This is a genomic window from Neisseria bergeri (genome assembly GCA_003044455.1).
Taxonomy (GTDB): Bacteria; Pseudomonadota; Gammaproteobacteria; order Burkholderiales; family Neisseriaceae; genus Neisseria; species Neisseria bergeri.
This window is the reverse complement of record POWY01000008.1, coordinates 55,420-70,751: the sequence shown is the minus strand read 5'-3', so window position 1 is coordinate 70,751 and position 15,332 is coordinate 55,420. Positions and strand designations below refer to the sequence as shown.

The following is a 15,332-nucleotide window of genomic DNA, read 5'->3' as shown; positions in this document are numbered from 1 at the left end:
GAAGAAAAGAGAGAAACTTATGCCGTCTGAACATCAACACACATCATCATTGCTTGATTTCGACCGTACCCATCTGCTTCATCCCTATACTTCCATGACCGATCCGCTTCCCGTTTATCCTGTCAAACGTGCAGAAGGGGTGTTTATCGAATTGGCGGACGGCACGCGGCTGATTGACGGGATGTCGTCTTGGTGGTGTGCGATACACGGTTACAATCATCCTGTTTTGAATCAGGCGGTTGAGGCGCAGATTAAGCAGATGTCGCATGTGATGTTCGGCGGTTTGACGCATGAGCCTGCGGTGGAGCTGGGCAAATTATTGGTCGGGATTTTGCCGCAGGGGCTGAACCGTATTTTTTATGCGGATTCGGGCTCGGTTTCGGTGGAAGTTGCGTTGAAGATGGCGGTGCAGTACCAGCAGGCGCGGGGTTTGACGGCGAAACAGAATATTGCGACGGTGCGGCGCGGGTATCACGGCGATACTTGGAACGCGATGTCCGTCTGCGATCCGGAAACGGGGATGCACCATATTTTCGGCAGCGCGTTGCCGCAGCGTTATTTTGTCGATAATCCGAAAAGCCGTTTCGACGATGAGTGGGACGGGGCGGATTTGCAGCCTGTCCGCGCCTTGTTTGAAGCGCATCATGCGGATATTGCCGCCTTTATTTTAGAGCCGGTCGTGCAGGGCGCGGGCGGTATGTATTTTTATCATCCGCAATATCTTCGCGGTTTGCGCGATTTGTGCGACGAATTTGATATCGTGTTGATTTTTGATGAAATCGCCACCGGATTCGGGCGCACGGGCAAGATGTTTGCCTGCGAACACGCGGAGGTCGTGCCGGATATTATGTGTATCGGTAAGGGTTTGAGCGGCGGCTATATGACGCTGGCGGCGGCAGTCACTTCGCAAAAAGTTACCGAAACGATTTCGCGCGGCGAAGCGGGCGTGTTTATGCACGGGCCGACCTTTATGGCAAACCCGCTGGCGTGTGCCGTTGCCTGCGCTTCGGTCAAGCTGCTTTTATCCCAAGATTGGCAGGCGAATATCCGCCGCATCGAAAGCATCTTAAAAAGCCGTCTGAAAACCGCATGGAACATTCGCGGCGTGAAAGACGTACGCGTTTTGGGCGCCATCGGCGTGATTGAGCTGGAAAAAGGTGTGGATATGGCGCGTTTTCAAGCGGATTGCGTGGCGCAGGGAATTTGGGTGCGCCCATTCGGCAGGCTGGTGTATCTCATGCCGCCTTACATCATTTCAGCCGACCTCTTGACCGAACTTGCCGACAAAACCGTACAAATCTTGAAGGAACACAGCAAATGAAAGGCGTTTACTTCGTCAGCGGCATAGACACGGACATCGGCAAAACTGTCGCCACCAGCATATTGGCAAAACAATTGTTGCAGCAGGGCAAAAGCGTGATCACGCAAAAGCCCGTGCAAACCGGTTGCCAAAACATCGCCGACGACATCGCCGTCCACCGCAAAATCATGGGCATACCCATGCAGGAAGCCGACAAGCAAAAACTGACCATGCCCGAAATCTTCAGCTATCCCGCCTCGCCCCACCTCGCTGCCCGTCTGGACGGCAGGGCTTTGGACTTGGACAAAATCCGCAACGCCACGCAGCAACTGGCGACACAATACGAAATCGTATTGGTCGAAGGTGCAGGCGGATTGATGGTTCCGCTGACGGAAAATCTGTTAACCATTGATTATATTCAGCAACAAGATTATCCCGTCATTCTCGTTACCAGCGGACGGCTCGGCAGCATTAATCACACCCTGCTCAGTTTTGCCGCGCTCAAACAATACGGCATTCGCTTGCACAGCCTCGTATTCAACCATATTCATGACAGCTCTGACGAATGCGTTGCGCAAGACAGCCTGAACTATCTGCAATGCCGTCTGAAAGACAGTTTCCCTGAGGCGGAATGGTTGGAGTTGGCTAAAACAGACGCGGTATAAATATTAGGAAAGATATGGAACACCTATTTGGGAAATGGCTGCCCGACTTGCCTGCCTCCGTTTCAGACGGCATCAGTCTGCCGATGAGCCGGTTATTGAAAGCTCGGTCGCTGACGGCCGCATTGCGTGCCTTGCCGCATATATTTTCGGTGGAACTGCTGAAACTGGGCGAGTTAGAGACGGAATGCGGGGGGAGGCTGGTGCGCGAAGTTTTGTTGAAGCTGGACGGTATCCCCGTTATCGCGGCAAGGAGCGAGTGCCGAATAGGTTCGGCGTTTTGGCAAGATATCTTGAACTGCGGCACGCGTCCTTTGGGCGAGCGTCTGTTTCAGGCAGATTTGGAAGGGGCGCGTTCGGCATTTGAGTTTGCCGTTTCCGGCGAAGAATGCGGGCGGTACTTTGCCGCTCGGCGGTCGCGGTTTTCCCATCACGGCGAGGAAATGCTGCTGACCGAGTATTTTCTGCCCGAACTGAAACGCTTTATCGGATAAAATACCGTTTTTTCAAGTTGCGCGGCAAAAGGAAGAGTTTAAACAACTGAAATTTCATCAGAGTGATGGAAAATACTTGAAATTAAGTAATTATAAAACCATTGTATTTGAAAAGATAAAATAATATGACAACTTATACTATTCCAAAAAAAGATTATCAATTTCTGTATATATTTGAAGGTGCTCTATTAAACTATACTTTGAAAAATGATGAATTTCATATCATCGTCAATTGTGTGGATTATCCGGATTTACCTCAAGAGCTTCCTACCCCCAGTTATTCAGACTGGGTGAAAATTAAATTCAAGCAGTTCAGCTATCTAAAATTTAGATATGAATACGCTACGAAGAACCAAGATAAAAAGATCAAAAATGTATTGGAGCTTGGCGAATTAAAGCAGGATGATGAAATCTTGGATTATGGAGGTACGCTGGCATTGATAGGCGGTAGGTATGATCTTCCGACCGGTTTTATCATAGATATAGTTTGCCGGGAAATAGAGTTAGAATTTTTAGATCAGGAGAGTTTCAATTAAACGAGCCGTAGCATGGACTCACTACCGATAGGAAGTGCATGCTACACAAGCAACCTTTTGAACGAGCCGTAGCTTGTCATTATGAATCCTAAATCCCCTTTACTTTTACGACTGTCCGACCGTTTGGACGTTTATCTCAGGCTGATGAGGGCGGACAAGCCCATCGGGACGCTGCTTTTGCTGTGGCCGACCTACTGGGCGTTGTGGCTGGCTTCAGACGGCATTCCCGATTTGGCGGTATTGGCGGCGTTTACAATCGGCACGTTTTTAATGCGGAGTGCCGGCTGCGTCATCAACGACTTTGCCGACCGCGATTTTGACGGTGCTGTCGAGCGCACTAAAAACCGTCCGTTCGCACAGGGCAGGGTCAAGAAAAAAGAAGCGCTGCTGCTGACGGCATTTTTGTGCCTGCTTGCCGCATTGTGCCTGATTCCGCTGAATCATCTGACTTGGCTGATGAGCCTGCCCGCCCTGTTCCTTGCGCTGACTTACCCGTTTACCAAACGCTTTTTCCCGATTCCCCAATTTTATCTGGGGCTTGCCTTTTCCTTCGGCATCCCGATGGCGTTTGCCGCCGTTGCCGGAAACGTGCCGCCTCAAGCATGGATACTCTTTGCTGCCAATGTTTTATGGACACTGGCTTACGACACTGTTTACGCCATGGCGGACAAAGAGGACGATTTGAAAATCGGCATCAAAACCTCCGCCATTACGTTCGGGCGTTACGACATCGCCGCCGTTATGCTGTGTCATGGCGGCTTTACCCTGCTGATGGCAGTATTGGGTACGGTTATCGGTGCGGCATGGGCATATTGGACGGCAATCCCCATCGTCCTGCTGCTGCAATACCGCCAATATGCCGCCATCAAAAGCCGCGTCCGGCAAATCTGTTTTGAAACGTTTTTGGCAAACAACAGAATCGGTTGGGTGTGGTTTACCGCCATTTTTGCCCATACGTTTTTCGCGAAATGAGGCAGGGCAATGCCGTCTGAAGAGCCGTAAACTGCTTTGGACGGCATTTCTATCTGTGCCGAAAAGCGTTAAAATATGTTTTTAAAACGCTGTGTTATGTCAGCCCGTACCGTATGCGGGATTGAGGTTTGCCCCGGCAGTCGGTACAATCCTTCTGTTTTGCGATGTCTGAAAAGAGAAGCTTATGAGCCTTATCGGCGAAATTTTGCCTTTGTCCCATATTGTTTTGGATATGGAGGTGGGCAGTAAAAAAAGGCTGTTTGAGGAAGCGGGCCTGCTTTTGGAACGCGAGGCATCATTGCCTCATGCTGATGTTTTCGAATGTCTTTTTGCCCGTGAAAAACTCGGTTCGACCGGTTTGGGGCAGGGTGTCGCCATCCCGCACGGCCGCCACGCGAGCGTGAAGCAGGCGACGGGCGCGTTCATCCGCACGCGCGAACCCGTCGTATTCGACGCGCCCGACGGCAAGCCGGTTTCACTGGTTTTTATCTTGCTGGTGCCGGAAAACGCGACGGGCGAGCATTTGGAGGTCTTGTCCAAACTGGCCGGCAAGTTTTCCCAAAAAAGCATCCGCGAATCGTTGATGACGGTTGCTTCTGCGGAAGAAGCCCGCTCCATCCTGACTGAAGAATAATATGCCCAGTATTTCCGTCCGCCGCCTGTTTGATGACAACCAATACAAACTGCAACTTGCCTGGGCCGCCGGCAATTCGGGTGCGGACAACCGTATCGGCGTAGAGGCGGACAAGCCCGTCCTCGCCTTGGTCGGACACCTGAATTTTATCCACCCCAACCAAATCCAAGTGGTCGGTTTGGCAGAGTCGGAATATCTGAACCGCCTCGAATCGGGGGAAACGGGTTATCAGTTCGGAGACCTGTTCGATATTTCCATGTCTTTGGTCATCGTGGCAAACGATTTGCCGGTTTCCCCGGGGCTGCGCGACTACTGCCACAAAAACGATATTCCACTGCTGACTTCCAAACTCGAAAGCCCCTATCTGATGGACGTGTTGCGGATTTACCTGCAACGCACCTTGGCGGCATCGTCCGTCAAACACGGCGTATTTCTCGATGTGTTTGAAATCGGCGTGCTGATTACCGGACATTCGGGTTTGGGTAAGAGCGAATTGGCATTGGAACTGATTTCGCGCGGCCACAGCCTGATTGCCGACGATGCGGTCGAGCTGTTCCGCATCGGTCCGGAAACATTGGAAGGACGTTGTCCGCCCATGTTGCGCGACTTTTTGGAAGTGCGCGGCTTGGGGATACTCAATATCCGCCATATTTTCGGCGAAACTTCTATCCGGCCGAAAAAAGTGTTGCAACTCATCATCAACCTGGTTGCCGCAGACGACGAGTACATGAAACAGCTCGACCGATTGAGCATACGTACGGAAACAGAATCCATCCTCAACGTCAACGTCCGTTCGGTAACGCTGCCCGTCGCCGTCGGACGTAACCTCGCCGTTTTGGTTGAGGCGGCGGTACGCAATTACATTTTGCAGTTGCGCGGCAAAGACAGTACGCGCGAATTTTTGGAACGCCATCAGACGCAACTTAAAGAAAACGAACAGAATCATGAAAATCGTCCTGATTAGCGGGCTTTCCGGCTCGGGCAAATCCGTTGCACTGCGCCAAATGGAAGATTTGGGCTATTTTTGTGTGGACAATCTGCCTTTGGAAATGCTGCCGTCGCTGGTTTCGTACCATATCGAACGTGCGGACGAAACCGAATTGGCGGTCAGCGTCGATGTGCGTTCCGGCATAGACATTGCCCAAGCGCGTGAGCAGATTGCCTATCTGCGCGGACTCGGACACAGGGTGGAAGTTTTATTTGTCGAGGCGGAAGAGGCCGTGCTGGTCCGCCGGTTTTCCGAAACCAGGCGCGGACATCCGCTGGCCGGTCAGGACATGACGCTGTTGGAAAGCCTGAAAAAAGAGCGCGAATGGCTGTTCCCGCTTAAGGAAATCGCCTACTGTATCGACACTTCCAAGATGAATGCCCAACAGCTCCGCCATGCAGTCCGACAGTGGCTGAGGGTTGAGCGTACCGGACTGCTGGTGGTTTTGGAGTCCTTCGGGTTCAAATACGGTGTGCCGAACAACGCCGATTTTATGTTCGATATGCGCAGTCTGCCCAACCCGTATTACGATCCCGAGTTGAGGCCTTACACCGGTATGGACAAACCTGTTTGGGATTATTTGGACGGGCAGCCGCTTGTGCAGGAAATGGTTGACGACATCGAAAGGTTTGTTACGCGTTGGCTGCCGCGTTTGGAGGACGAAAGCCGCAGTTATGTTACCGTCGCCATCGGCTGTACCGGCGGGCAGCACCGTTCGGTCTATATTGTCGAAAAACTCGCCCGAAGGTTGAAAGGGCGTTACGAATTGCTGATACGGCACAGACAGGCGCAAAACCTGTCGGGTCGTTAATCCCGTCAAACCATTATGCCGTCTGAACCCCGTCTTCCGTTTCAGACGGCATTTCAAATATTGAAAAGAAAGAACAGACATGGCAATCCAATGGTTTCCCGGCCATATGAACAAGGCGAAAAAAGCCATCGCCGAGCGTGCAAAAAGCGTTGATATGGTGATTGAAATGCTGGACGCGCGTATGCCCGCCTCCAGCGAAAATCCACTGTTGGCGCAGCTTTCCAAAGGCAAGCCCAAACTCAAAATTTTAAATAAGCAAGACCTTGCCGACCCCGAACGCACAAAGGTCTGGCTTGACCACTACAACAGCCGCCCCGACACCCGCGCCATTGCCCTCGATTCCTCCGAAACCGGCGCGCACGGCAAAATCACCCAAGCCTGCCGCGCGATGATTCCCCACCGGCAAGGCATAGACAAACCCCTGCGCGTTTTGATTTGCGGCATTCCCAACGTCGGCAAATCCACCCTCATCAATGGAATGATAGGCAAAAAATCCGCCAAAACCGGCAACGAACCCGGCATCACCAAAGCCGAACAACGCCTTTTCCTCGCCGACGACTTCTGGCTGTACGACACCCCCGGAATGCTGTGGCCGAAAATCATCGTCGAAGAAAGCGGCTACAACCTCGCCGCCGGCGGCGCGGTCGGACGCAATGCATTGGACGAAGAAGAAGTCGCCCTCGAACTTTTAGACTACCTCCGCCGCCACTACCTTCCTATGTTGCAAGAACGCTACCAAGCCGACAAAGACCCCGGCAGCCACTGGGATGACAACTCGTGGCTCGAGTGGATAGCCAAAAAACGCGGCGCAGTCCTCAGCGGCGGACGGGTCAATTACCAAAAAGCCGCCGAAAACATCCTCACCGACTTCCGCGAAGGCAAAATCGGCAGAATCACCCTCGAAACGCCGAACCAATGGGAAACTTGGCTTAAAAAAGCACGTCAGAAAGAAGCCGAACTCAAGGCATTGCGTGAGGCAAGAAAAGCAGAGCGTAAAGGGCAGAAGCCTGCGGAAGCATAAAGAATGCCGTCTGAAAAATATTTTTCAGGCAGCTTCTCTCCATTCCAACCGATTTCAGACGGCATATCCAAACCCATGCCGTTTCAGCACGGATACCCGTATGACCGACAAAATTTCTCCCGACGCGCTGATTGAAGCCGCGCTTCTGACCCAAACCGAACCCCTGAACGAAAAATCCATGCGCGAACTGTGTGTGCCGCCGCTGTCGCAAGACAAACTGATTGATGTGTTGGCGCAGTTGAAAACGCGTTGGCAGGATAGGGCGTTGCAACTGGTGCATACGCAAGAGGGCTGGCGTTTTCAGGTTGTTCAGACGGCATTCGAACGGCTGGGCAGCCTTCAGGAACAGCGTGCGCCGCGCTATTCCCGCGCCGTGATGGAAACATTGGCGATTATCGCCTACCAGCAGCCCGTAACGCGCGGCGACATCGAAGGCATACGCGGCGTGGCGGTGTCGCAGAACGTGATGCAGACCTTGCAGGATCGGGGGTGGATTGAAGTCATCGGACATCGGGACACATTGGGAAAACCCGCATTGTGGGCGACAACGGCAACTTTTCTCAGCGATTTGCGTTTGGACGGTCTGGAAGAACTGCCACCGCTGACTGAACTGGGCGAACTGGTTTTGCCCGATTTGATAGAAATGCTGCCTACGGATGAAGAAGAGCCGGAAACCGTACCGTCCGATACCCTGCCCAACTGAAATTCCAAATGCCGTCTGAAATGCACATTGCTTCAGACGGCGTTGCAACAAATAAGCAGATAAAAACAAGCACTAAGCAAAATTAAGGAAAAACTTATTTTTAATTTAAAAAATCTTAGTTATAATTCGTATATCTAAAGCTGATATTGCTTTTGTCGGTAGAATTGCTAAGGAATCCTAACAATGCTTCTAACACTTTCTTTGCGTGATTTTGTCATTGTCGAAAATCTGAATCTGGATTTTCAAAGCGGTTTTACCGTCTTGACCGGCGAGACCGGCGCAGGCAAGTCCATTACTTTGGATGCGATTGGTCTGCTGTTGGGCGACAAGGCCGATTACAGCCAAGTCCGCAGCGGTGCAAAAGAAGCCCAATTGTCGGCGTTGTTCGATATTTCCCATTTACCTGTTTTAAAAGCAGAATTGTATGAACAGGGGCTTTTAAACGACGGAGAAGAAGAACTCAGTATCCGCCGCATTATCGATGCTAAAGGCAAAAGTCGCAGCTTTATCAACAATCAGGCGGCTACCTTGGCGCAACTCAAAGCCATTGGCGGGCAGCTTATCGACATCCACGGGCAAAACGCCCATCATTCGCTTAATCAGGAAGCCGCCCAGCGCGAATTGTTGGACGCATTTGCGGGCAGCAAGGTGCAGGCGGAAATCGTCAGGCAGCTTTATCAAAATTGGGTCAATGCGAAAAAAGCCCTTCAAGAGGCGCAGGAACACGCCGAGACCATCATCATTGAGCGTGAGCGTTTGGAATGGCAGTTTAACGAACTGAATCAGTTGGACATTAAACAAGGCGAATGGGAAACCCTCAGCCAAAGCCACGACAGCCTTGCCCATTCTGCCGAGCTGTTGCAGGCCGCCGAAGAAGTCGGAAGCAAGATTGACGGCGACAACGGCATCCAACGCCATATCTATCAATGTCAAAAACTATTGGCCAATCTGCAAAACATCGAGCCGCGCTTTGCCGAGAGCCTGAATATGTTGGCAAGCATCGAGGCCGAATTGGGCGAAATCAGTGCCAATATGCGCGATGTGGCTGGACGCAGCGACATCAACCCCAATGAATTGGCGGCACAGGAACAGCGTATGGGCGAACTGATGGGCATGGCACGGAAATACCGTATCGAGCCCGAAGAGTTGCCTGCCAAGTTGGCAGAAATCGAAGAACGCCTGCAAAGCCTTCAAGCTGCCGCCGATTTGGAAGCATTGACGCAAACCGTTGCCCGCAACCTTGCCGAATATCAAGAAGCCGCCCACATCCTTTCCGCTATGCGGCATCAGGCTGCCGGCAGGCTTGGCGAAGAGACAACGGAAAATATGCAGCATCTCGCTATGAAAGGCGCGCGTTTCGACATCGTTCTGCTGCCGTCTTCCCCGACGGCACACGGTTTGGAGCAGGTACAGTTTCAAGTTGCCGCCAACAAAGGCAATCCGCCCCGCCCGCTGAACAAAGTCGCCTCCGGCGGTGAATTGGCGCGTATCAGCCTTGCCTTGCAGGTTGTTGCCAGCCAATATACCCAAGTTCCCACCCTGATTTTTGATGAGGTCGATACCGGTATTGGAGGGGGAGTAGCCGAAATGGTCGGCAAAGCCTTGCGTGCGTTGGGCAGAAAACATCAGGTGCTTGCCGTTACCCATCTTCCGCAAGTCGCATCCTGTGGCGAAAACCACTGGCGGGTGCGCAAGCACAGCGAGGGAGAGCAAACCGTCAGCGAAATCAGTATATTGGATGAAATCCAACGGATCGAAGAGGTTGCCCGTATGTTGGGCGGGGAAATCATTACCGATACGACGCGGCAACATGCGGCAGAATTGCTGCAACTTGCGTCGAAAAATAGTTTATTTTAAAATCAATTAGTTATAAAAATAACTGAAAATAAAAGTCTAAAATAATAGACAGAACTCAGATAAATCCGTATTATCACGCTTTCTTAATCACTTGAACAAGTGATTGTGCTGCACCCGTAGCTCAGTTGGATAGAGTATCTGGCTACGAACCAGAGGGTCGGGCGTTCGAATCGCTCCGGGTGCGCCAACAAGAATACACAACATGCGCCCATCGTCTAGCGGTTAGGACATCGCCCTTTCACGGCGGTAACCGGGGTTCGATTCCCCGTGGGCGTGCCAATTTAAAATGCCTCCAGTTTTACTGGGGGCATTTTTCCATTTCTGTTTGCATATGCGGACATATAGTCGATTCATAAAAATCGGGACGGGCGACAAAACCTCTGACAGTATAGACGGCGCAGCAAGGCAATACTGTATCGTTTCCAATTCGGCACGCTGAATGTTTCTTTCTTTCTATTTCTAGTAACCGTATCTGTTTATTTTCTTTTTATATCGTCTTTAAAAGTAGAAATGACAGGCAGGCTGCTAAGGTTTTCTATTTGAATGTTTCGTCGAAAGTTGACAAATTTGTGGATGGTACGAAATATATTTATTTCTCTTATAAAGAACCTCATCGCTTAAACAACAAAGGACGAAAAAATGACTTTGCTGATACTTGATTTTGCTCCTCCGGCACTGGCTGAAAGCAGGGATGCTTGGCATGAAATTCGTTGCGAACTGGTTACGCCCTTGCATGGCGGTTGTCGGCAAAACACAAATGAAATTTGAGCAGTAAAAGCCTGCGCGAAGCGGAACTTTGTTTGTGGGGTGGTATCGGAGAAGAGGCCGCAGCCAGCTTAGTATTTTTGCGTGCACATGTAACAAATAAGCTGCAAAGTGCTTCACTTTCTAATTATGCAGAAGGACTAAATGATCCTTTGGGTTATGTTTTGTTTACGGCTCGTAAGACAAGGACAGGATTACTTGAAATGAAATTGGGTAAGGAAGGTTTGCAATGAGTCGTGCAATGGCGTTTGGGTGGAAGAGCAAATGACGTGGACAAACAGCAGGTTTTGGAAACTTTGCGCCAGTGGGTCACTTCATGACCAACAAGATCATAAATATTATTCTCAAAGCTGCCGACAAAGCAAGCGGACAGTTCCAGCGCATCAGCAAAGCCGCAAGCGTCTTGGGCGGCAACATCAAAAAGACCGAGCAAGAGCAAATCCGCCTCAACAAAGCCCTGAACGATGTCCAAAAGCTCGAACGCTACCGAAACAACCTTAACGAAATAAGCAAAAAACTGTCCGAAAACCGCAACAGGCAAAAAGAACTTTTGGCAGAAATGAAAAAAGGCGGCGGCGCAACCGCAGCCCAAAGCCGCGAAATGAACAAACTCGCCCGCCAAGCCGAAAACCTAGAGCAGACCCAAAAGAGGCAGATCAAAAGCACAGCCCGACTTGCCAAAGACATGAAGGCGGCGGGCATATCCACCGACAATCTGGCAAAAACCCAAAAAGATTTGAAAAACCGCTTGGAGCAGACCAACCGACAGTTTGAAAAACAATTGAGTGCATCGGTCTGTCTGTCGCCAAGCTGCTGTTGCAGTTTCTCGAGGTGGACTTCCAATTCTTTCTTCCCCAACTTGCGCCGCTGATTTTGCCCGTCCGACCAATTCACGGACGACAGCATCGTCAGCCGTATCAATCTGCACTTAAATCTTATTACCGACCGAAAAATTATTTTCCATCGTATCGCAAGGATTAAGGGAGACCGGCTTTCCCACGAATGGAAACACCATCCAGGCACCTGCCTCAAACAAACACTTTGCCGCCACCTTTGCGGTTTCCGACAGCAGCCACGAACCGCTCCACAAATCCCTGCTGCGACGCGCTGAAGCGATAAACCCCTGCACGGGTTCGACGGATAAGATTAAAACGTATTGGGTCATTTTGTTTTCTCCAAAATTTATTTGACTTCCTGACTGCTGTTCGACAATAGAATAATCATCCCACTCCATCGACCGCTTTCATAAACCGGACGGCTGAATATGAAATTTTGCAACCCAATTTACGCATTTCATGAATCGAAACCAGTTCTATACCTTCTGCCTTGAATGCACCACAACCACGTCTAGTGCGGCCACCCAATCCGCCTGGAGTGGTCTTGAAAATGAAACGTTATCGAAAATCTGACGAACTGAAAGAAAAATATAGCGATATAGATGAGACTTTTGAATTTATAAAGGGGTTTATCTATGTAATTGCCCTTGCTTTTACCGCATATGTCGCTATCCGTTTTTTCTGATGCGCTTCCAAGTATTGGCTGTCGAATTGATTATCGCCCGCTGGCTTGCAAAAAGATTGAGGACAGGAAGTGCAATCATGAACAGCTATTTTTTAGATGCATCAGCACCCTTGGTATTCCGCAGCGGCAAACCATTTGGCGCGCAGTCGGATATCGATGACATCCAATTCTCCCTGCCATCTGCCGCCGCAGGTTTGGTACGCGCGCAGGTTATGTTATGTGCCTTGGGATTGGGCGGATGAAATCTGGGGCAACCGTGCCGGATTGTCGGGCAAACAGGCAGCAGGATTGCGCCTGATCCCCGTGCAGGGTGCGTTTTGGGAGAACAGGGACGCTTCAGACGGCATAAGGATTTTATTGCCTAAGCCTGCCAACACCCTATATTTGAGAAACAAAGAAAGCAATCAGATCCAACTTGTCCGCTTTGCGCCGAAAGCCTTTGACGACGGTGCGGCATATTGGGACTTGAAATATCTGTGCATTGATATCGGGTGAAGGATGCCGTCTGAACGGCAGGTTTTCAGACGGCGCCGCATTTTAAGGAGTCTTTATCTGTTGTACAATGCGCTCTGTTTTTACGGTTAGTTTTGATTTGAACAAGATATGATGGAAAACGGAAAAACAGTTTCGAGATGGCGTTTTGCCTTGAAAAGTGCGGGCTGGCACCTCTTAATCAGCCTATCGGTTGCAGGGCTGGCGGCATTGCTGGTTTTTAAGGTTTGGTATCCTTATCCTTATGCCGAGCTGACGGGCGGTCTGTCGCTTTATCAGCTGGTGGTGGCAGTGGACATCGTGTGCGGCCCGCTGCTGACGCTGATATTGTCCAGTCCGAAAAAGACAAGCAGGGCGCGGATCGTGGATTTTTCCCTGACCGGCGCGATTCAGCTTGCCGCATTGGCATACGGTCTGCACAGCGTTTCTTTGGCGCGCCCCGTGATAGAGGCGTTTGAAAAAGACAGGATTAATATTGTAACCGCCGCCGAAGTGGCGGTTGAAGATTTGCACAAAGCGCCGGAAGGGCTGCAAAGCCTGTCGTGGTTCGGCATCCGCCGCGTCGGGCTGAAAGAGCCGGATACGGCGGACGAACAAAACAAAACCTTGGATTTGTCTATGCAGGGCATAGAGCCGAGTATGCGCCCGGACCGGTGGCTGCCGTATTCCCGTCAAGAGGCGGAGAAAATCCGTAAGGCGATGAAGCCGCTGAAAAAATTGGCAGATGTGAGAAAAATCGCCGTTGCCGATATTTTGAAGCAGGCAGATATTTCCGAAGATAAAGACTGGTATTTCCTGCCCTTTACCGGCAGCAGGCAGAAAGATTGGATCGTGGTGCTGGACGCGCAGGGAAATGCACGGGGCTACGCGCCGATAGACGGCTTTATCGCCGACTGAGCCCGATGCCGTCTGAAACCGGCGTTCAGACGGCATCCCTAAATATGCCGGACATTGCAAACACAACGGCGGCCTTGCCGCCGTACCGTCGAGGAACACGAAAATCATGGATTTCAGTTGGTTGGCAGAACCGCATACCTGGATAGGTTTTGCCACGCTTTTGGTGTTGGAAGTCGTATTGGGGATAGACAACCTTGTCTTTGTGGCGATTTTGGCAAACAAGGTCCAGCCCGCACGGCGCGACCGCGCACGGATTACCGGGCTGGGGCTGGCAGTCGTCATCCGCATCATTATGCTTGCTTTTATGGCGCACATCATCACGCTGACCGAACCGCTGTTCCAAATCGGCGGCCTCGCCGTTTCCGGCAAGGACATGATTATGCTCGCTGGCGGTATTTTCCTGCTTTACAAAGCCACTACCGAACTGCACGAACGCCTCGAAGGGCACAACCGGTTTGCCGTTGCCGACAACCAAAAAAAACACGCGCCGTTTTGGGGCGTGGTTGCGCAAATCCTGATACTGGATGCCGTGTTTTCCATCGATTCGGTCATCACCGCCGTGGCGATGGTCGATCACATCGTCGTGGCGATGGGCGCGGTCGTTGTCGCAATGGCGGTCATGATTTCCGCCAGCAAACTCTTGACCGAATTTGTGGACAGGCATCCCACCGTCGTGATGCTCTGCCTTGGTTTTTTGTTGATGATCGGTTTCAGCCTGATTGCCGAAGCCTTCCATTTCCACATTCCCAAAGGCTACCTCTACGCCGCCATCGGCTTCTCGATTTTAATCGAACTGTTTAACCAGATTTCCCAGCGCAACAGCCGCAAAAACGACTACATCGGCAGCTCTTGGCGCAAGCGCACCGCCGAAAACGTCTTGGGTATGATGGGTATACGCGAGAGCGTGCTGGCCAAAGCAGGCAATGAAGCCGAAGACGACGCGCATTTTGAAGAAAACGAAAAATCGATGATACGCAGCGTACTGACGCTTGCCGAACGCCCGATTATGGGGGTGATGATCCCACGCCGCGACATCGAACGGCTGGACATTTCCCAAAGCCGCGAAGAACAGTATGCCCAACTGCAAAACACGCCTTACAGCCGCCTGCTCGTTGTCGGAAAGGCGGGCGTGGACGAACCGTTGGGCTACATCAACAAAAAAGACCTGCTGTCCCAACTGCTGGAAACAGGTGGTCTCGACATTCAGACGGCATTGCGCCAGCCGCTCGTCCTGCCCGACGGCACGACCGCCTTGGGCGCGCTCGAACTCTTCCGCCAAAGTAGCGCGGATTACGCCCTCGTCGTGGACGAGTTCGGCGCGGTATTGGGTATGGTGACGATGAAAGACCTGTTGGAAGCCATTGCCGGCGATTTTCCCGAAGAATTCGAGCGCGAAGAAGAACCCGCCGTTCAGGGGAATCCCGATGAAAGCCTGACGGTGGAAGGCGCGTTGGAATATGTGGAGCTGGCATCACAACTCAATCTGCCGCAGCAGGAGGAAGATACCGATTTCCATACGGTTGCCGGGCTGATTATGGAAGAATTGCAAACCATCCCCGATGTCGGCGATTTTGCCGATTTTCACGGCTGGCGGTTTGAAGTGGTCGAAAAAGAAGGGCAGCGTATCGAGCGGGTCAAAATCACCAAATTGCCCGAAGAATAAGCATTCAGGATAGGAA

20 protein-coding genes and 2 tRNA genes are annotated in these 15,332 nt (G+C 51.4%); 21 read left to right on the top strand and 1 reads right to left on the bottom strand.

The genetic code is table 11. The features are described from left to right. Nucleotides 1-19 precede the first annotated feature (19 nt). The 17 genes from bioA (at nt 20) to DBY86_RS08670 (ending at nt 11,614) form a co-directional block, all read left to right on the top strand. Complete coding sequence (gene bioA, locus DBY86_RS08735) at nt 20-1,321, top strand: adenosylmethionine--8-amino-7-oxononanoate transaminase (protein ID WP_107819683.1); 1,302 nt, start codon at nt 20-22, stop codon at nt 1,319-1,321. Beyond that, nucleotides 1,318-1,965 carry a dethiobiotin synthase gene (gene bioD / locus DBY86_RS08730; protein ID WP_107819682.1) on the top strand — a complete coding sequence of 216 codons (648 nt, stop codon included), beginning with the start codon at nt 1,318-1,320 and terminating at the stop codon, nt 1,963-1,965. Before bioA ends, bioD begins: the two co-directional genes overlap by 4 nt. A 14-nt stretch (nt 1,966-1,979) precedes the next feature. Beyond that, entirely contained in the window at nt 1,980-2,456 is a 477-nt protein-coding gene (locus tag DBY86_RS08725) for a chorismate--pyruvate lyase family protein (RefSeq protein ID WP_107819681.1), read from the top strand. Between the two features lie 125 nt (nt 2,457-2,581). Beyond that, nucleotides 2,582-2,992, top strand: coding sequence for a hypothetical protein (locus DBY86_RS08720; protein WP_107819680.1), 411 nt, complete (start codon nt 2,582-2,584; stop codon nt 2,990-2,992). Nucleotides 2,993-3,073: 81 nt separating this feature from the next. After that, nucleotides 3,074-3,964, top strand: coding sequence for a 4-hydroxybenzoate octaprenyltransferase (ubiA, locus tag DBY86_RS08715; RefSeq protein ID WP_107819679.1), 891 nt, complete (start codon nt 3,074-3,076; stop codon nt 3,962-3,964). A gap of 184 nt (nt 3,965-4,148) precedes the next feature. Beyond that, nucleotides 4,149-4,598, top strand: a complete 450-nt coding sequence (gene ptsN, locus DBY86_RS08710) for a PTS IIA-like nitrogen regulatory protein PtsN (RefSeq protein ID WP_107819678.1) — start codon at nt 4,149-4,151, stop codon at nt 4,596-4,598. Nucleotide 4,599: 1 nt separating this feature from the next. Next, nucleotides 4,600-5,562, top strand: coding sequence for an HPr(Ser) kinase/phosphatase (gene hprK, locus DBY86_RS08705; RefSeq protein WP_107819677.1), 963 nt, complete (start codon nt 4,600-4,602; stop codon nt 5,560-5,562). After that, nucleotides 5,543-6,397, top strand: coding sequence for an RNase adapter RapZ (rapZ, locus tag DBY86_RS08700; protein ID WP_107819676.1), 855 nt, complete (start codon nt 5,543-5,545; stop codon nt 6,395-6,397). Before hprK ends, rapZ begins: the two co-directional genes overlap by 20 nt. Nucleotides 6,398-6,476: 79 nt before the next feature. Next, nucleotides 6,477-7,418 carry a ribosome biogenesis GTPase YlqF gene (gene ylqF / locus DBY86_RS08695; RefSeq protein ID WP_107819675.1) on the top strand — a complete coding sequence of 314 codons (942 nt, stop codon included), beginning with the start codon at nt 6,477-6,479 and terminating at the stop codon, nt 7,416-7,418. Nucleotides 7,419-7,421: 3 nt separating this feature from the next. Further along, on the top strand, nt 7,422-7,553 hold the full coding sequence (locus tag DBY86_RS13985) for a hypothetical protein (RefSeq protein ID WP_300905493.1): 132 nt from the start codon (nt 7,422-7,424) through the stop codon (nt 7,551-7,553). Then, complete coding sequence (gene scpB, locus DBY86_RS08690; RefSeq protein ID WP_107819674.1) at nt 7,519-8,121, top strand: SMC-Scp complex subunit ScpB; 603 nt, start codon at nt 7,519-7,521, stop codon at nt 8,119-8,121. Before DBY86_RS13985 ends, scpB begins: the two co-directional genes overlap by 35 nt. A gap of 183 nt (nt 8,122-8,304) precedes the next feature. Then, nucleotides 8,305-9,978, top strand: coding sequence for a DNA repair protein RecN (recN, locus tag DBY86_RS08685; protein ID WP_107819673.1), 1,674 nt, complete (start codon nt 8,305-8,307; stop codon nt 9,976-9,978). Between the two features lie 110 nt (nt 9,979-10,088). Beyond that, a tRNA-Arg gene (locus DBY86_RS08680) sits at nt 10,089-10,165 on the top strand. A gap of 17 nt (nt 10,166-10,182) precedes the next feature. Next, nucleotides 10,183-10,257: transfer RNA gene (locus DBY86_RS08675), tRNA-Glu, on the top strand. 360 nt (nt 10,258-10,617) lie between these two features. Then, complete coding sequence (locus DBY86_RS13980) at nt 10,618-10,746, top strand: hypothetical protein (protein WP_300905494.1); 129 nt, start codon at nt 10,618-10,620, stop codon at nt 10,744-10,746. Continuing rightward, entirely contained in the window at nt 10,743-10,976 is a 234-nt protein-coding gene (locus tag DBY86_RS13090) for a hypothetical protein (RefSeq protein WP_159068577.1), read from the top strand. The genes DBY86_RS13980 and DBY86_RS13090 overlap by 4 nt, the downstream gene beginning before the upstream one ends. 83 nt (nt 10,977-11,059) lie before the next feature. After that, nucleotides 11,060-11,614: a nucleoporin Nup88 family protein gene (locus DBY86_RS08670; RefSeq protein WP_107819672.1), complete on the top strand. Its 555-nt coding sequence runs from the start codon at nt 11,060-11,062 to the stop codon at nt 11,612-11,614. A gap of 57 nt (nt 11,615-11,671) precedes the next feature. Here the strand turns inward: DBY86_RS08670 and DBY86_RS08665 are convergent, their stop codons facing one another. Then, nucleotides 11,672-11,977, bottom strand: coding sequence for a type III-B CRISPR-associated protein Cas10/Cmr2 (locus tag DBY86_RS08665; RefSeq protein ID WP_234403424.1), 306 nt, complete (start codon nt 11,975-11,977; stop codon nt 11,672-11,674). 364 nt (nt 11,978-12,341) lie between these two features. Between DBY86_RS08665 and DBY86_RS08655 the strand changes: the two genes are divergently transcribed. The 4 genes from DBY86_RS08655 to DBY86_RS08640 all read left to right on the top strand — a co-directional run bounded on the left by DBY86_RS08655 (nt 12,342) and on the right by DBY86_RS08640 (nt 15,316). Beyond that, nucleotides 12,342-12,506 carry a hypothetical protein gene (locus DBY86_RS08655; protein ID WP_159068576.1) on the top strand — a complete coding sequence of 55 codons (165 nt, stop codon included), beginning with the start codon at nt 12,342-12,344 and terminating at the stop codon, nt 12,504-12,506. Next, on the top strand, nt 12,484-12,759 hold the full coding sequence (locus DBY86_RS08650) for a hypothetical protein (RefSeq protein ID WP_107819670.1): 276 nt from the start codon (nt 12,484-12,486) through the stop codon (nt 12,757-12,759). Before DBY86_RS08655 ends, DBY86_RS08650 begins: the two co-directional genes overlap by 23 nt. 108 nt (nt 12,760-12,867) lie before the next feature. Beyond that, entirely contained in the window at nt 12,868-13,653 is a 786-nt protein-coding gene (locus DBY86_RS08645) for a fimb protein (RefSeq protein ID WP_107819669.1), read from the top strand. 106 nt (nt 13,654-13,759) lie between these two features. Next, nucleotides 13,760-15,316, top strand: coding sequence for a TerC family protein (locus DBY86_RS08640; RefSeq protein ID WP_107819668.1), 1,557 nt, complete (start codon nt 13,760-13,762; stop codon nt 15,314-15,316). Nucleotides 15,317-15,332 lie beyond the last annotated feature (16 nt).

Excerpts from the sequence above, each read along its gene's own strand:
- bioA (WP_107819683.1), top strand. The coding sequence starts at position 20 with ATGCCGTCTGAACATCAACACACATCATCATTGCTTGATTTCGACCGT.
- bioD (WP_107819682.1), top strand. The coding sequence starts at position 1,318 with ATGAAAGGCGTTTACTTCGTCAGCGGCATAGACACGGACATCGGCAAA.
- DBY86_RS08725 (WP_107819681.1), top strand. The coding sequence starts at position 1,980 with ATGGAACACCTATTTGGGAAATGGCTGCCCGACTTGCCTGCCTCCGTT.
- DBY86_RS08720 (WP_107819680.1), top strand. The coding sequence starts at position 2,582 with ATGACAACTTATACTATTCCAAAAAAAGATTATCAATTTCTGTATATA.
- ubiA (WP_107819679.1), top strand. The coding sequence starts at position 3,074 with ATGAATCCTAAATCCCCTTTACTTTTACGACTGTCCGACCGTTTGGAC.
- ptsN (WP_107819678.1), top strand. The coding sequence starts at position 4,149 with ATGAGCCTTATCGGCGAAATTTTGCCTTTGTCCCATATTGTTTTGGAT.
- hprK (WP_107819677.1), top strand. The coding sequence starts at position 4,600 with ATGCCCAGTATTTCCGTCCGCCGCCTGTTTGATGACAACCAATACAAA.
- rapZ (WP_107819676.1), top strand. The coding sequence starts at position 5,543 with ATGAAAATCGTCCTGATTAGCGGGCTTTCCGGCTCGGGCAAATCCGTT.
- ylqF (WP_107819675.1), top strand. The coding sequence starts at position 6,477 with ATGGCAATCCAATGGTTTCCCGGCCATATGAACAAGGCGAAAAAAGCC.
- DBY86_RS13985 (WP_300905493.1), top strand. The coding sequence starts at position 7,422 with ATGCCGTCTGAAAAATATTTTTCAGGCAGCTTCTCTCCATTCCAACCG.
- scpB (WP_107819674.1), top strand. The coding sequence starts at position 7,519 with ATGACCGACAAAATTTCTCCCGACGCGCTGATTGAAGCCGCGCTTCTG.
- recN (WP_107819673.1), top strand. The coding sequence starts at position 8,305 with ATGCTTCTAACACTTTCTTTGCGTGATTTTGTCATTGTCGAAAATCTG.
- DBY86_RS13980 (WP_300905494.1), top strand. The coding sequence starts at position 10,618 with ATGACTTTGCTGATACTTGATTTTGCTCCTCCGGCACTGGCTGAAAGC.
- DBY86_RS08670 (WP_107819672.1), top strand. The coding sequence starts at position 11,060 with ATGACCAACAAGATCATAAATATTATTCTCAAAGCTGCCGACAAAGCA.
- DBY86_RS08665 (WP_234403424.1), bottom strand. The coding sequence starts at position 11,977 with ATGGAGTGGGATGATTATTCTATTGTCGAACAGCAGTCAGGAAGTCAA.
- DBY86_RS08655 (WP_159068576.1), top strand. The coding sequence starts at position 12,342 with ATGAACAGCTATTTTTTAGATGCATCAGCACCCTTGGTATTCCGCAGC.
- DBY86_RS08645 (WP_107819669.1), top strand. The coding sequence starts at position 12,868 with ATGATGGAAAACGGAAAAACAGTTTCGAGATGGCGTTTTGCCTTGAAA.
- DBY86_RS08640 (WP_107819668.1), top strand. The coding sequence starts at position 13,760 with ATGGATTTCAGTTGGTTGGCAGAACCGCATACCTGGATAGGTTTTGCC.